Here is a 14,752-nt window from a genome sequence, read left to right on the forward strand (position 1 = left end):
CTCTCACCACAGTTCGCTGAGGAGGGCCAGGAGGGCGCCGAGCGCGAGCGCGCACACGCCCAGGCGCAGCCACCGGTACTTCGCCGCGAGCACGAGTCCGTGCACGCTGGCCTGTTCGAGGAGCCAGCCGGTGGCGTCCGCGCCGGGCGGGGCCAGCCGCTCGCGCAGTTCGCCTTCGGACGGCCCCGTCGCGAGGTCGCGCAGGAGCGTGCGGTCCGCTCCTATCCGGGTGCGGGGCAGGACCACCGACACGAGCATCAGGACGCCGGCGGTCCACAGCGCGCCCGCCACCAGGAGGAGGCCCAGGCCGATTCCGGCCCTGGGCACCAGGGCGCGGTCCCCGGAGAACACGACCGCGAGGAAGGCGAGGGCGCCGGACAGCAGGATCGCGGCCTTGGTGTCGGCCCGCCCTATGTCCTCGCGGACGGTGGAGAGCAGCCGCTCGGCCATGAACCGCAGCTCTTCGGGCGCCACCGGGGCGGCGGGGGCCGGGGCGGCGCTTCCCTGCGGGTCCGGGGTCGTCACTCCTCCTCCCAGTCGTCGAATTCCTCGCTGTGCCGGCCCGGGCGCGCGCTCCCGGAGGTCCGCCGCCGGTCGGTGCCCTCCAGGTCGTACGGATCGTCACGGTCGAAGCGGTCGTACGGGGCGTCACCCTCGTACCGGTCCCGGTCGCCGCCCCGGCGGCGCGGCCCCCGCTCGCGGTCCCCGTCGCCGTAGGCGTACCCGCCCCTGTCCCGCTCCCGTTCGCGCTCGCGCTCACGGTCGCGCTCACGGTCGGAGCCCGACTCGACGTGGGTCGGCTCGTACACCCGCCGGTCGTGCGGGGCATCGCCACGCTCGCCGTGCTCGCCGCGCTCTCCGTCGCCTCCGTGGTCTCCGCGCTCTCCGTGCTCGCGGCTGCCCCCGCTCTCCCTGCTCTCCCCGCTCCCTCGGGTCTCCCAGGTCTCCCGGCTCCCTCGGGTCTCCCTGCTCCCCCGGGTCTCCCTGCCGTCCCCGTACTCGTCGCCCCAGTCCGGTCGGACCGGCTCCGGAGCGCCCTCTTCCAGGGCGCGCCGCGACCGTGAACCCCCCGGTCCGCCCGCCGGGTTGAGCACGTGGTCGGTGATGCCGCCGACGACGTTGCTGGTCTGCGTCCGCAGGTACATCAGGACCTGGTACATCTGCTCACCGATGTCGTGCCGTTCCAGGACGCCGGTGTCCAGGAGTCGGTTGAAGACGGCCAGGTAGTCCTCCTGGCCCTCGCGCCGCTCCCGCTGGAGCTGCATGCGCATGTCCCACTGCTTGTCCGGGTTCATCGCCATGTGGTGGGCGATCTGGGCCAGGTCGCCGCGCCGGAACAGGACCTCCATCTCACGGGCCCGTTCGGCGATCAGGGCCCGGTCGGCGGCGTCCTTGCGGCGCTCCGCCTCGGCCTCGCGCGCGTCGGCCTCCATGGTCACGCCGACCCGGTCCCGACGGTAGACCTCGGCCTTCACCGAGTCGTCGAGGTCGATGAAGACATGGACCCGGGTCTTGAGCCCGATGTCCCGGCCGAGGACGAGGCGTCCGGCGCCCAGCTCGTCCTGGACGGCCTCGTCCACGCGCTGCGCCTCGGTGATCCGGAACCTGCGGGACAGCCGGCGGAGCCTGTCGAGCAGCTCGTCGTGCAGCAACTCGGCGACGTCCTCGACCTGTTCCTGGACGACGAGGTGCGGATCGGTCACCACCCACTGGACCCTGGCGACGGCCTCGAAGAAGACGCCGTCCCCGGAGGCGGGCAGCTGGAGCCGGAACTCCGTGACGTTGCGGCCGAGTTGGACCTCGAACACGGTGTAGGGGGAGCCGAGCAGCGGCTTGTTGACGTCCTCGTAGCGATCCGGCCAGACCACGCGGTGTCCGCCGTTGCGGTAGAGGAGCACCGCGGCGACCCGGCCGCTCCGGCGGCGGTACGGGGGTGCGTACTCGCCGAGGAGCGGCCCGCGCGGCCTTCCGGAGGCCTCGGGGCTCCACTGCTCCCGTACGCGCCCCTCACCCCGCATCTCTCCGCGCGCCTCGTCCCGTCCCCCGTCCCGCCCCTCTTCCCACTCCTGACCCTCCGGCACCCGCGCGCCCTCCTGCCCCTGTTCGCGGTCCGACCCGCGTTCCCGTTCCCGGTCCCTGCCCCGGTCCCTGTCCGGGCCCCCGTCCCGATTCCTGCCCCGGTCCCGATCCCGGTCCCGGTCCCCGTACCGCGCCTCGCCCGGCCCGTCGTACCGCTGCCGTTCCCGCTCGTCGCGCTGCTGCCGGTCCCTGTCGTCCCGCGCGCGCCCGGGCCCGTCGTCGTACCGCTGCCGTGCCCGGCCGTCCGGCGCGCGCCGGTCCGCGCCCCGTCCCTCCGGCATCCGCTCGTCCCACCGCGCCTGCCCGTCCGGCCGCGCACCCCTGTTCTGCTCGGGCCCGGTCATCGGTTCGCTCCTTCCGTCACGGCGTCCCACATGCGGCGCGCCGCGCCTCTGCCCAGGGGCCTGTCACGGTCCCGGACCAGTTCGTTCAGCAGGCCCCTGAGGCGGTCGCGGTCGCGGCGGTCCACGGCGAGCAGCGGCAGGAAGCGGCAGACGTGGCCGAGCGCCTCCTCGTCCTTCGCGGCCCGCCGGAGCAGGCTCCCGAGGGCCTCCAGGGCCACCTCGCCGGAGCGTGCCGTGGCGAGCGTGTGCCGCAGCAGCCGGGCGAGGTCGGGGGCGAGCGCGGGGTGGGTGGCGAGCAGGGCGACGAGCAGCGGGCGGGCCGCGTGCGGGTCGAGCTCGGGCACGTCCCGCAGGCCCCAGAGGTGGGTGGTCCGGGTGCTCAGCGCGCGGATGACGGCGAGGTGGACCAGGTTGGCGAGGTTGAGCCGGCCGTCGTCGAGCCAGTGGCCGAAGCGCCGCAGCACGGGCTCGGGTTCGCCGGAGGCGAGCAGCCGGGCCGCGCTGAAGGCCGCGGCCCCGAGCACGTCGGCGTCGGACGCCTCGTGGACCCGGACGACCCGGGCCAGCGCGTCGAGCGAGCCGGGCACGTCCCCGGCGGCGAGCACGTAACCGTGGGCCAGCAGCGCGGTCCCGACGAGCCCGGAGTCCGCGGAGACCGCCCAGTCCTTGAGCACGGCGGCGACGGCCGGCCGGATGCGGGGGTCACGGGCGGACTCGGCGAGCGCGGTCGCGGCGGCGAGCCGGGCCACGGGCGCGTCCGTCACGGCGAGGGGCACGATCAGCTCACGGAATCCGTGGATCCAGTCCCAGGAGCAGAGCACGCCGGCCGCGACGGAGGCCCGCACCCACACCTCGGCGCGCGGGTCGTCGCACAAGGCGCGCAGCCAGCGCGCCACCGGACCGCGGACGTTGTGGTAGCCGTGCCAGATCTCGCCGAGCACGGCGCCGGCCAGGGCCTCCCCCTGGAAACGGACGGCCCGCACCGGCACCTTCGCCGGGCCCAGGTCCAGTTCGCCGTCCTCAAGGACGGCCCGGGCCCGCACCGGCCGGTGCTCGGCGTGCGTGCCGAACAGTCGCCTTCCCGGGGCGTGTTCGGGGTCGAGGGTGACGGCGAGCTCCCAGGCGAGGAGTTCGGAGGCCTCGGCCGCGAGGCTGTAGGCGGAGCCGTCGAAGACGGCGACGGCGATACGGAACGCTCCCGCGCTCAGGGCGGGGAGCGCCTCGGGCAGCGTGCCGGGGCGGTCCGCGCCCGCGAACCATTCGCGGGCCTGCGCCGTCACGAAGGCGGCGCAGTCGGCGCGGAGTTGCTCGTCGGTCACCTCGCCCCGCCAGTGACGGGCGAGGTGGTCCGCGAGCCGCGCGGCCTCGCGCGGCCGCAGCTCCTCCAGGCCGAGGGCCGTGACGATGTCGGGGCGGACGGCGAGCGCCTGCGCGGCGTCGAGGGCCTCGGCGGGCTCGGCGCGCAGCAGGTCGCGGAGGTGGCGCCGGAGGACCTCGTCGGCGGGCGGCGGCGCGCAGTACATCCCGTACCGTCCGCGGAGCATCCGGTCGGCGAGCTCGCCGTTCTCGACGAGGACGACCCCGTACGCGTCACGGCCGCGCAGCAGCTCTCCGAAGCGGTCCAGGTGCAGCTCGGACAGGCGGGTGGCGGGGCGGCGCGCGGAGGTGGGGCCGTCGCCGCCGGGGCCCGAGCGGGAGTGCCGCGGTTCGCTCTCGGTCCTGACGTCCTCGGTGAGCAGCTCCAGGAGGTGGCCGCCGCTGTCCTGGAGGGCCTCGTCCGTGATCTCGTCGACGCCGTGGCGCGGGTCGAGCCGGAAGATCTGGCCTTCGGCGAGCTCGTCGAGGAGGGCGAGCGCGGTGGCCTTGCGACCGCTGCCGGGCTCGCCGCAGAGGACGAGGACCCGGCGCTCGCGGAGCTGCCGCTTCATGCGCGCGTAGTCGGCGGTCTCGCAGTACACCCGGCCGAGGTGGTCGAGCGCCTCGGGCGGGACGGGGCCCCGGACGAAGCGCGCGGACTCCTCGGAGGCGTACAGGGAGAAGAACTGGTTGCCCTCGAAGACGGTGCCGTCGCCCTGGATGTTGGTGTGGCGGTCGCCCGCCGCGCTCGCCCAGGTCCGGACGGCGCGCCGTGCCGTGGCGGCGCCGCCGGTGTCGCCCTCGCCGCCGAGGGGGCCCCGGTCGGCGGACGCGAAGACGTTCGGCTCGCGCGGCTGGTCCCCCGGCCCCTCCCCCCGGTCGGCCCCGCCCGCCCGGTCGCCGTCCCGGTCCCCCCGTCCCGCACCGCGGTCCGGCCCCCGCTCGGACCCCCGTTCCGAGCCCCGCTCGGATCCTCGGTCCGACCCCCGGCCCGATCCCCGGTCTCCGCCCCTCTCCCCACCCCTGTCCGCGCCTCGGTCCCCACCTCGGTCTCCGCCTCGGTCCCCACCCCGGTCGTCGGCGCCGCGGCCCGCGTCCTGGGCGTCGTTCGCGGACGCGCCGTCGTCGTGGTCGCTCACTCCCGCTCACCCGCCCCCGCGTCCTTGCGGATTCCGGTGAACCCGCCGTGGATCGTGTTGCCGTGGACGTCGAGCAGGTCGCCCCCGACGTGGTACGTGCGGTTCCCCCCGCCGGTTCGGGGCGTTGGGCCGTCCCCCCGCGACGGCCCAACGCCGGTCCCTGAATCCACCCCGGGCACCCGCCGTCCCCCGGAGGCGCCCCCGTTCGCGCCCGCGCCCCCGTCCGCGCCGTTGTCCGCCCCCTCGTCCGCCCCCTCCTGCGGGAGCTCCCCCTCGGGCCCGATCAGCGGCGGCGCGGTCCGGCGCGGGACGTGGAACCAGGCGGCCTCGTCGGTCTCCTTGGACCGGATCCGGGCCCGCCGGTAGTGGTCCGGCTCCACGTACCGCCCGCCCTCGGCGACCACGTTCCCGTACAGCCAGTCGGAGACCACGACGAGCAGGTCGACGTCGGGGGTCTCCGCCATGATCCGCTTGGCCGTGGGGCTGTCGCAGAGCCGCGCGGCGAGGTCCACCGCCCGCCCGACGAGCCCGTGCCGGTCCTGGACCACGAGTCCCGCGTTCATGCCGATCCGCAGGCGCAGCCGCCGGCTCCGGCCCGTGTTCTGGGCGCGGAGGCTCTCGTACAGGGTGTCGATCCACCGTCCGACCATGAGCCTCGGCGGCATGTCGGGGCGCAGCGCGGCGAGGACGCCGTCCCCCCGGTCCTCCTGGTGGAAGGTGCCGGGCTCGACGCCGACGGAGGCGTACGCCTCGTCGAACGCCGCGTACATCGCCGTGCGGTGCAGCTGCTTCTCGGCCATGTCCAGGGTGCCGGACCCGCAGATGTCGCCGAAGACGACGAACCGGTGGATCCCGCCCGAGGCGGCTTCGCGGCGCGAAACCGCCTCCCCGTGCGCCCCGTTCACTCCCGCACTGCTCACTCGGACTCCCTGTCGGATGCCGTGGTGCCGTTGGTGCCGTGGTGGTGCGTGTCCAGACTGGCCGCGTTCCGCGACCGGCGATGTAGCCGTTTACACATCCGGCGGAGATTCGTCCGCCTGTTCCGCGCGGGGGCGCGCACGCCCCTCGGCGAGCAGCACGAGGACCCGCATGTCGATGACGATGACGGTGCGGTTCGCGGTGCGGACGACGTCCTGTTCCCGCAGCAGCCGCAGTGCCTTGGCCACGGCCTCCCGAGTGGCTCCGATGGCCGCGGCCAGGTCGTGCTGGGGCAGCGGGAGCTCCAGTACGGTCCCGGCGTCGGCCGGCCGGCCCGCGCGCTCCGCCAGTTCGACGAGGCGGGCCGCGAGGCGCTGGAGCACGGTCTCGGAGGCGAGCGCGCGGCGTTCGACGTCGGCGCTGCGCAGCCGGGTGGCGAGCTGGCGCATGATCAGCGAGGTGGCGTGCGGCCGGGCGGCGAGGAAGCGCCGGAAGCGGTCGCCGGAGACGGCCACCGCCTCGACCGCGCCGAGCGCGGTGACGGTGGCGCTGCGCGGGCGCAGGTCGACGGCGGCGAGGTCGCCGACGACCTCGCCGGCGCCGCGCAGGGCGAGGATGAGCCGGGAGCCGCGCTCGGTGCCGACGGAGACGACGGACCAGCCGGAGAGCAGCGCGAGGACGTAGGCGCTGGTGTCGTGTTCGCGGATCATCACCTCCCCGGGTTCGTAGGCGCGGCGGGCGCCCTCGGCGATGAGGGAGCGGCGGTCGGCCGCCGGGAGGGCGTGCAGGAAGGAACGGTCCTGCCCGAAGAGACTCATCACCCGTTCACCCCCGTACCGTCCGCCTCCCCTCGGGGAGACCGCCCACCGGTGATCGACCGGCGCCCTTCGCGTGTGTGTTCGCACCTCATGTGGCATGTCCCGCCACATTGTTGACACTGTGTCACCTCGTGGGGTGAAGAACGCTAGAGGTGCGGAACGGCGGCGTCAACGAGCACGGGGGGCGCAGGGGAGCGCCGTTCCCGGCACCCCTGCGCCCCCCGTCGGAGCAGCACGAAAGAATCACGGAACCGCCACGGAAGCCGTGCTGAAGCACCGCTGAACTCCCGTGGAAGCCCCAGCGACCGAAGCGTCACGCCTCTCGGATCACTCCCGGACCAGAGCCTCACTCCGCCGGGCTCGGAGAGCGTCACGCCCCTCGGCCCAGAGCACCACGCCTCCCGGCTCGGAGAGCGTCACGCCTCCCGGACCAGAGCCTCACGCCTCCCTGCTCAGAGCCTCGGGTCGACCGGCTCCGACTCCAGGGCGAGGACCGCGAAGACGGCCTCGTGGACCCGCCAGAGCGGTTCGCCGTCCGCGAGCCGGTCGAGCGCCTCCAGGCCGAGGGCGTACTCGCGCAGCGCCAGCGACCGCTTGTGGCCGAGGAACCGCTGCCGCAGCCGCTCCAGGTTCTCCGGCCGGGTGTACTCGGGACCGTAGATGATCCGCAGGTACTCCCGGCCGCGCACCTTCACGCCCGGCTGCCCGAGCCGCCCCTTGGCGTCACGGACGAGCGCCGCCAGCGGCTTGACGACCATGCCCTCGCCGCCGGCTCCGGTCAGCTCCAGCCACCAGTCGGTGCCCGCGCGGACCGAGGCCTCGTCGCCGGTGTCGACGACGAGCCTGCGGGTGACCTGGAGCAGCCCCGTCGGGTCGTGCTCCACCAGCCGGTCGAGCCAGGCCAGCTGCTCGTCGTGCGGCACGGCGGCGAGCGAACGCCCGCGCGCCGCGAGGAGCTGGAAGGGCGCGAACCGCACGCCCTCCAGGCCCTCGGTCGGCCAGCAGTACCTGCGGTACGCCTCGGTGAACGCGGCCGCGTCCACCTGCCGCTCCCGCTGTTTGGCGAGGAGCCCGTCGAGCCCCTCGACCCCGCGCGCCACCGCCCGCTCCAGGGCGTCGACCGCCCCGGGCAGGACGGCGCCGGAGGCGGCGCCGACCGCCGCGTACTGCGAGCGCAGCAGCCCGGCCGACTTGAGCGACCACGGCATGAGCTCCCCGTCGAGCAGCAGCCAGTCCGTGCCCAGCTCGTCCCAGAGCCCGGCGGCGCCGATCGCGGTCCGCAGCCGGTCGAGGACCTGCTCGGTGACGGCCTGGTCGTCGAAGAAGGGCCGTCCGGTACGGGTGTGCAGGGCGCCCGTCACACCGGTGACGCCGAAGCGCTCGCGGGCCGCCTCCTCGTCGCGGCAGACCAGGGCCACGGCCCGGGAGCCCATGTGCTTCTCCTCGCACACGACCCGCTCGACGCCGTCCGCCCGGTACTGGGCGAAGGCCTCGGCCGGGTGCTCCAGATACCCCTCGGCGCGCGAGGTGGCGGTCGGGGCCATGGTCGGCGGCAGGTAGGTCAGCAGCCGGGGGTCGACGGCGAACCGGCTCATGACCTCCAGGGCCGCCGCCGCGTTCTCCTCGCGCACGGCGAGGTTCCCGAGCTGCCGGGTCTCCACGATCCGCCGCCCGTGCACGTCGGCCAGGTCCAGGGGTCGCCCCTCGTGCCCGCCGGGCGCCTCGGTCACGAGCGGCCGGGCCGGCTCGTACCAGACCCGCTCGGCGGGTACGTCGACGAGTTCGCGCTCCGGCCAGCGCAGCGCGGTCATCTTCCCGCCGAACACGGCCCCGGTGTCGAGGCAGATGGTGTTGTTGATCCAGGAGGTGTTCGGTACGGGCGTGTGGCCGTACACGACGGCGGCCCGGCCCCGGTAGTCCTCCGCCCACGGGTAGCGCACCGGCAGCCCGAACTCGTCGGTCTCCCCTGTGGTGTCCCCGTACAGCGCGTGCGAACGCACCCGGCCGGAGGTGCGGCCGTGGTACTTCTCCGGCAGCCCGGCGTGGCAGACGACGAGGGCGCCGCCGTCGAGGACGTAGTGGCTGACGAGCCCGTCGATGAACTGCGCGACCTCGGCCCTGAACTCCTCGCTCTCGCCCGCCAGCTGCTCGATCGTCTCGGCGAGCCCGTGGGTCTCCTGGACCTTCCGGCCCTTCAGCCAGCGGCCGAGCTTGTTCTCGTGGTTGCCGGGGACGCAGAGGGCGTCGCCCGCGGCGACCATGGCCATGACGCGCCGCAGGACGCCCGGCGAGTCGGGGCCCCGGTCGACGAGGTCGCCGACGAAGACGGCCGTGCGCCCCTCGGGGTGGTGTCCGTCCACGTATCCCAGCGTGGCGAGCAGGGTGTCGAGCTCGGACCGGCAGCCGTGGATGTCACCGATGATGTCGAAGGGTCCCGTGAGGTGACGCAGGTCGTTGAAGCGGCGCTCCAGCAGGATCCCGGCCTCGTCCACCTCCTCGACGGAGCGCAGGACGTGGACCTTGCGGAAGCCCTCGCGCTCCAGTCCGCGCAGCGAACGGCGCAGCTCGCGGCGGTGGCGCTGGATGACGTGCGCGGGCATGTCCGCGCGGTCGGGTCGGCCGGCGTTCCGGCTGCGGCAGACGTCCTCCGGCAGGTCGAGGACGATCGCGATCGGCAGCACGTCGTGCGACCTGGCGAGCTGGACGAGCTGGCGCCGGGCCTCCTGCTGCACGTTGGTGGCGTCGACGACGGTCAGCCGCCCGGCCGCCAGCCGCTTGCCGACGATGTAGTGGAGGACGTCGAAGGCGTCCTTGCTCGCGGACTGGTCGTTCTCGTCGTCGGCGACGAGCCCCCGGCAGAAGTCGGAGGAGACGATCTCGGTCGGCTTGAAGTGGCGCCGGGCGAAGGTGGACTTGCCGGAGCCGGTGGCACCGACGAGCACCACGAGGGACAGGTCGGTGACGGGCAGGGTGCGGGTCATGCCGTGACCTCCTTCAAGGTCTCGTCGGGCGTGGTCTCGGTCGTGGGCTCGGCCTGGGTCTCGGGCGTGGTCTCGGCCGTGGTCTCGGCCGTGATCTCGGTACGGGTGAAGACGGCCATCTGCGTGGGCGGGCCGACCTCGGGGTCGTCCGGTCCGACAGGGGCGAACTCGACGCCGTACCCGTACTGTCCGGCGACTCCGGCCGCCCAGCCCCGGAACTCCTCCCGGGTCCATTCGAAGCGGTGGTCGCCGTGCCGGACGTGTCCGGCCGGCAGCGACTCCCAGCGGACGTTGTACTCGACGTTCGGCGTGGTCACGAGCACCGTACGGGGCCGGGACGCGCCGAACACCGCGTAAGCGAGCGCCGGCAGCCTCGGCAGGTCCAGGTGCTCGATCACCTCGCTGAGCACGGCCGCGTCGTAGCCGGCGAGCCGCTTGTCGGTGTACGCGAGCGAGCCCTGGAGCAGCGTGACCCGGGCGGCCTGCCGCTCCCCCATCCGGTCGAGCCGCAGCCGCCGCGCGGCGACGGTCAGCGCCCGCACGGACACGTCGACGCCCACGATCTCCGTGAAGCGCACGTCCTTGAGCAGTGCCTGCACCAACTGGCCCTGCCCGCAGCCCAGGTCGAGCACGCGGGCCGCTCCGGCCGTGTGCAGGGCGGCGAGGATCGCCTCCCTGCGCTGCTCGGCGAGCGGCACGGGCCGCTCCTCCGTGTCGCTGGACTCGTCGACGGCGTTGTCGACGTCCTCGACGTCGAGGCCCTCGGCCTCGGCGAGCCGCACCAGTTCGAGCCGCTCCGTCGCCTCACGGGTCAGGCCCCAGCGGCGCGAGAGATAGCGCGCGGTGATCAGCTTCCGCTCCGGGTGCCCGGCGAGCCAGCCGTCCCCGGCGCGCAGCAGCTTGTCGACCTCGTCGGGCGCGACCCAGTAGTGCTTGGCGTCGTCGAGGACGGGCAGCAGCACGTACAGCTGGTTGAGCGCGTCGGCGAGCCGCAGCTCGCCTTCGAGTACGAGCCGCACGTATCGGGAGTCGCCCCACTCGGGGAACTCCCCGTCCAGCACGATCGGTTCGGCCTCCACCGTGGCCCAGCCCAGCGGCCCGAACAGCGCGCGGACGAGGTCGGCGCCGCCCCTGGCGGGGAGCGCGGGGACCTCGATCCGCAGGGGCAGCGGAGCGGCGGCCCGCTCGGGCATCGCCTGGCACACACCGTGCAGCGCGGTCTTGAAGACCTTGGCGAGTGCCACGGCCAGCAGCGAGGACGCCGCGTAGGGCCGGTCGTTCACGTACTGCGCGAGCGCGGAGTCGGGGGCGCCGCCCCGGCCCTTGCCCTTGCCCTTGCCCTTGCCGCGGCGCACCAGCGCCACGGGATCCACCTCCAGGAGGAGTGCCGCGGTGCACCGCTCGGTGCTCGCCTCGGGGTAGAGGACGTGCGCGGTGCCGTGCGAGGTCGAGAACGCCTGCGCCCGCTCGGGATGCTTGTGCAGCAGAAAACCGAGATCGGTCGCGGGTCGCTCCGGGTTGCCGATGGTGCTGATTGTCAGGAACACATGCCCGAGTATGAGCGGCCCTTGCCCGCCCGACCAGGCATTTTCCGCGCACCCGCGTCAGCTCCCGGGCGTCAGCTCCCTGGCCAGAGCGGTGATCGCTGCCGGTCCGACACGGCAGCAGCCACCGATCAGCCGGGCACCGGCTCCCGCCCATGCGACGGCGACCGACGGGTCGAAGGTGACGTCGCCGCGCCAGCCCCGGGCCCCGGCGTCCCACCGCTCCCCGCTGTTCGGGTAGACCACGGCCGGCTTCCCGGTCACGGCGACGGCGAGCTCCACGGCGGACCCCACCCCTGCCGGGTCGCAGCAGTTGATCCCGACCGCCACGACCTGGTCGTTCCCGGCGGCGACCGCGAAGGCCTCCGCCAGCTCCTGCCCCGCCCGGGTCCGCCCGCCCTCGACCGTGTACGAGAGCCACACCGGCACCCCGCACCCCTCGACCGCCCGCAGCAGCGCCTCCGCCTCGTCCGCGTCGGGCACGGTCTCCAGGGCCAGGACATCGGGCCCGGCCGCGGCGAGCACCTCGATCCGGGGCCGGTGGAACCGCTCCAGCTCCCGCACGGACAGCCCGTACCGCCCCCGGTACTCACTCCCGTCCGCAAGCATCGCCCCGTACGGCCCGACGGACGCAGCCACCCACACCTCCTCCCTCACACGCTCCGCCGCCGCCCGGGCGAGCTCCACGCTCCGGGCGAGGAGCCGCGCCGTCTCCGCCCGGCTCACGCCCCGCCGGGCGAAGCCCTCGAAGGTGGCCTGGTAGGCGGCGGTGGTGATCACCCGGGCACCGGCCCGTACGTACGCCGCGTGCGCCGCCTCGATCTGCTCGGGGCCGTCGGCGAGGAGCCGCGCGGACCAGAGCCCGTCCGAGAGGTCGCAGCCCTGCGCCTCCAGCTGGTTGGACAGCCCGCCGTCGAGGACGAGCGCGCCCTCGACGAGGGCCTCGGCGAACGTACGGACCGGTGTCATCGGCTCACCCCGCTCAGCCCAGCTGCGACTGGACGCGCGCGGAGATCAGCTCCAGGTGGTCCAGGTCGTCGAGGTCGAGGACCTGCAGGTACACCCGGGAGGAGCCGATGGCCGCGTACCGACCGAGCTTGTCGACGACCTCGGCGGGCGAGCCCGCGAGACCGTTCGCCTTGAGCTCGTCCACGTCCCGCCCGATGGCGGCGGCCCGACGGGCCACCTCCGCGTCGTCCTTGCCGACGCACACGACCAGCGCGTTGGAGTACACGAGGTCGCCGGCCGGCCGCCCCACCGCCTCCGCCGCCGCCCGGACCCGGCCGAACTGCCGCTCGCTGTCCTCCAGCGAGGCGAACGGGATGTTGAACTCGTCCGCGTACCGCGCGGCCAGCCTGGGGGTGCGGCTCGCGCCGTGCCCGCCGATCAGCACCGGGATCCTGTCCTGCGCGGGCTTCGGCAGGGCCGGCGAGTCGGTGAGCCGGTAGTACTCCCCCTCGTAGGAGAAGGTCTTGCCGAGCTCGGTCTCCCACAGACCGGTGACGATCGCCAGCTGCTCCTCCAGCCGGCCGAACTTCTCCTTCGGGAACGGAATGCCGTAGGCCTTGTGCTCCTCCTCGAACCAGCCCGCGCCGAGCCCCAGTTCGACCCGGCCTCCGGACATCCGGTCGACCTGGGCGACCTGGATGGCGAGGACTCCGGGAAGCCGGAACGTACCGGCCGTCATCAGGGTCCCGAGGCGGATCCGCTTCGTCTCCCTGGCCAGCCCGGCCAGGGTGATCCAGGCGTCCGTCGGTCCGGGAAGCCCGTCGGACGAGCCCATGCTGAGGTAGTGGTCCGAGCGGAAGAAGGCGTCGAATCCGAGCTCCTCGGTGGCCCGGGCCACCGTGAGGAGGGTGTCGTAGTCGGCCCCCTGCTGGGGTTCGGTGAAGATGCGAAGATCCATGCCTCCATCCTGCACCGTGGGGTGCGTGTCAACCTCTCCGTCAGCTCGCGGGCGGCTCCGGCACGGTCGGGTGAATATCCGGCCCCGTGGCGGGCCGCGTCCACCCCGGCCAGTGACCGTGGCCCGGGACCCGTCGTTGGCTCGGGCGGAGCCGGACCGCCCGGCCCGCGTGCCGGCGGCCGCTGCCGGTGCGTCGCTCTCTCTCGTGTCCCCGCCACGGCGGCGGGGGCCGGGCCGAGGAGGCCGCCATGTCCCAGGAAGCCGCGCCGGAGCGGGCCGTGCCCGAGCAGTCCGCGCCGCCGTCCGTGCCCGAGCAGAAGGCCGCCGGCGCGCCCAAGGGCCTGCTCCAGCAGATGGAGGAGCTGATGGCAGCGCTCTCCGCCGACCTCTCCCAGCTCGACGCCGACATCCAGTCCTCGGCCGACCGCCTGGACCCGGAGCCCACCCCGCCCGGCACGGACCGGCCCGGACCGGAACACCCTGACGCCGATCAGTACCGCAGCGATCAGCGCGGTCACGGAAGCGAGCACCGCGAGGGCGCCGGCCACGAGCCCGACGGCCGTCCGGCCGCCGACGGCCGCCCTGCCCCCGGCGACGCGCGCCCCCTCTTCTAGAGCCACCGCGGCCGCCGCACAGCCCCCGGCCGATCGCCGTCCGCCGTTCACGCCGGACCCGGCCCGGGGCCCGCCCGGCCTCGGGCCGGGTCGGGCGGACGGGTCCGCTCACGGTCCCGCACCTCCAGCCTCCGCAGCATCCCGCCCACCCGGTCGTTCGACTCGTCGACCGCGTCGATGGCCTCGATGCACTGCCAGTAGAGCCCCTCCTCGTCGGTGGCGCAGGCCACCCCGACGAGCGCGATCCCCACGTCCCCGAGCAGCGCCCCGAGCGCCGTCAACGCCACGACCGGATCGCCCACCTCGGTCAACTGCGCCGCACGCGGCCCACCGGACCCCCACGCCGGGTACTCCCCGATCTCGCTCAACCCCCGCGCCTCGCCGCGCAGTTCCAGCGGCCCGCAGAGCGCGAGATGACTTCCTATCGCCTGGGCGAGCGCCTGCGCCTGCCAGGCCTCCGCCACGATGTCCTGTGCTGTCCCACTCCCCGCCAGCGCGTGCCGCCCGGCCGCGATGAGCCGCTCTGCTTCCATCAACGCCGCCCCCGTTCGTACGACTTACCGCCCACTCATTCCACTACCCAGAGTGAGGCCGCCTGAGCCCCAACACCAGGGGAATTCGGAAATCTGTGGACAGTAGGCTCGACGAGGAAAAGTCGATCACTCCGAAGAGTGACGATCTCCTGTCGCGGCCCCGCCGTCATCCCCTCCACCCCGCCGCCGGACGGGAAATCGGACCTCATTCCTGTCGATCTTCGCCGCGAGCGCCACCAGGGGGTCGACCCCGAGCACCTCGCAGAACTGGAGCAGATAGGCGAGCACGTCGGCCACCTCGTCCGCCACGCGATGCGCCGACTCGGGGTCGTCCATCACCCGTTCCGCCTGCTCAGGGGTCAACCACTGGAAGATCTCCAGGAGTTCGGACGCCTCCACGCTGAGCGCCGCCGCCAGGTTCTTGGGCGTGTGGAACGGCTGCCAGTCACGGGCGGCCGCGAACGCGGCCAGCCTGCGCTGCAGCGCCGCCACGTCAAGCCCTGCCGCGTCACCGCGCACC

Annotated in this window: 12 protein-coding genes; 1 reads left to right on the forward strand and 11 read right to left on the reverse strand. The window is 74.3% G+C overall.

What is annotated here, in order from left to right; genetic code table 11:
• Positions 1-3 precede the first annotated feature (3 nt).
• From ACZ6K0_RS28965 to ACZ6K0_RS29005, 9 genes are all read right to left on the reverse strand, one after another.
• Positions 4-525 carry a Pycsar system effector family protein gene (locus ACZ6K0_RS28965; RefSeq protein WP_469232867.1) on the reverse strand — a complete coding sequence of 174 codons (522 nt, stop codon included), beginning with the start codon at positions 523-525 and terminating at the stop codon, positions 4-6.
• Complete coding sequence (locus tag ACZ6K0_RS28970; RefSeq protein ID WP_469232865.1) at positions 522-2,423, reverse strand: hypothetical protein; 1,902 nt, start codon at positions 2,421-2,423, stop codon at positions 522-524. Before ACZ6K0_RS28970 ends, ACZ6K0_RS28965 begins: the two co-directional genes overlap by 4 nt.
• The gene (locus ACZ6K0_RS28975; RefSeq protein WP_469232863.1) at positions 2,420-4,918 is read right to left on the reverse strand and encodes a hypothetical protein; all 2,499 of its coding nucleotides are present in this window, start codon (positions 4,916-4,918) and stop codon (positions 2,420-2,422) included. Before ACZ6K0_RS28975 ends, ACZ6K0_RS28970 begins: the two co-directional genes overlap by 4 nt.
• Entirely contained in the window at positions 4,915-5,838 is a 924-nt protein-coding gene (locus ACZ6K0_RS28980) for a nucleotidyl cyclase domain-containing protein (RefSeq protein WP_376400986.1), read from the reverse strand. The genes ACZ6K0_RS28975 and ACZ6K0_RS28980 overlap by 4 nt, the downstream gene beginning before the upstream one ends.
• Before the next feature lie 90 nt (positions 5,839-5,928).
• A complete protein-coding gene (locus tag ACZ6K0_RS28985) occupies positions 5,929-6,654 on the reverse strand; it encodes a Crp/Fnr family transcriptional regulator (protein WP_376400988.1) in 726 nt (241 codons plus the stop codon).
• Positions 6,655-7,106: 452 nt separating this feature from the next.
• Positions 7,107-9,635: a polynucleotide kinase-phosphatase gene (locus ACZ6K0_RS28990; protein ID WP_469232861.1), complete on the reverse strand. Its 2,529-nt coding sequence runs from the start codon at positions 9,633-9,635 to the stop codon at positions 7,107-7,109.
• The gene (locus ACZ6K0_RS28995) at positions 9,632-11,182 is read right to left on the reverse strand and encodes a 3' terminal RNA ribose 2'-O-methyltransferase Hen1 (RefSeq protein WP_469232860.1); all 1,551 of its coding nucleotides are present in this window, start codon (positions 11,180-11,182) and stop codon (positions 9,632-9,634) included. The genes ACZ6K0_RS28990 and ACZ6K0_RS28995 overlap by 4 nt, the downstream gene beginning before the upstream one ends.
• A gap of 57 nt (positions 11,183-11,239) precedes the next feature.
• Complete coding sequence (gene mmuM, locus ACZ6K0_RS29000) at positions 11,240-12,148, reverse strand: homocysteine S-methyltransferase (protein WP_469232859.1); 909 nt, start codon at positions 12,146-12,148, stop codon at positions 11,240-11,242.
• Between the two features lie 13 nt (positions 12,149-12,161).
• Positions 12,162-13,085 (reverse strand): LLM class F420-dependent oxidoreductase, encoded by a 924-nt coding sequence (locus tag ACZ6K0_RS29005; protein WP_376401000.1) that lies wholly within the window; start codon positions 13,083-13,085, stop codon positions 12,162-12,164.
• 248 nt (positions 13,086-13,333) lie between these two features.
• On the opposite strand from ACZ6K0_RS29005, the gene ACZ6K0_RS29010 reads away from it, so the two are divergent.
• A complete protein-coding gene (locus ACZ6K0_RS29010; RefSeq protein ID WP_469233049.1) occupies positions 13,334-13,699 on the forward strand; it encodes a hypothetical protein in 366 nt (121 codons plus the stop codon).
• A 47-nt stretch (positions 13,700-13,746) separates the two neighbouring features.
• On the opposite strand, the gene ACZ6K0_RS29015 is transcribed toward ACZ6K0_RS29010, so the two are convergent.
• Both ACZ6K0_RS29015 and ACZ6K0_RS29020 read right to left on the reverse strand, forming a co-directional pair.
• The gene (locus tag ACZ6K0_RS29015; protein WP_469232857.1) at positions 13,747-14,232 is read right to left on the reverse strand and encodes a DUF6099 family protein; all 486 of its coding nucleotides are present in this window, start codon (positions 14,230-14,232) and stop codon (positions 13,747-13,749) included.
• Positions 14,233-14,358: 126 nt separating this feature from the next.
• The gene (locus ACZ6K0_RS29020) at positions 14,359-14,724 is read right to left on the reverse strand and encodes a nucleotide pyrophosphohydrolase (protein WP_469233028.1); all 366 of its coding nucleotides are present in this window, start codon (positions 14,722-14,724) and stop codon (positions 14,359-14,361) included.
• Positions 14,725-14,752: the final 28 nt, after the last annotated feature.

The organism is Streptomyces sp. NPDC042346 (genome assembly GCF_055581845.1).

Excerpts from the sequence above, each read along its gene's own strand:
- ACZ6K0_RS28970 (WP_469232865.1), bottom strand. The coding sequence starts at position 2,423 with ATGACCGGGCCCGAGCAGAACAGGGGTGCGCGGCCGGACGGGCAGGCG.
- ACZ6K0_RS28985 (WP_376400988.1), bottom strand. The coding sequence starts at position 6,654 with ATGAGTCTCTTCGGGCAGGACCGTTCCTTCCTGCACGCCCTCCCGGCG.
- ACZ6K0_RS28990 (WP_469232861.1), bottom strand. The coding sequence starts at position 9,635 with ATGACCCGCACCCTGCCCGTCACCGACCTGTCCCTCGTGGTGCTCGTC.
- mmuM (WP_469232859.1), bottom strand. The coding sequence starts at position 12,148 with ATGACACCGGTCCGTACGTTCGCCGAGGCCCTCGTCGAGGGCGCGCTC.
- ACZ6K0_RS29005 (WP_376401000.1), bottom strand. The coding sequence starts at position 13,085 with ATGGATCTTCGCATCTTCACCGAACCCCAGCAGGGGGCCGACTACGAC.
- ACZ6K0_RS29010 (WP_469233049.1), top strand. The coding sequence starts at position 13,334 with ATGTCCCAGGAAGCCGCGCCGGAGCGGGCCGTGCCCGAGCAGTCCGCG.
- ACZ6K0_RS29015 (WP_469232857.1), bottom strand. The coding sequence starts at position 14,232 with ATGGAAGCAGAGCGGCTCATCGCGGCCGGGCGGCACGCGCTGGCGGGG.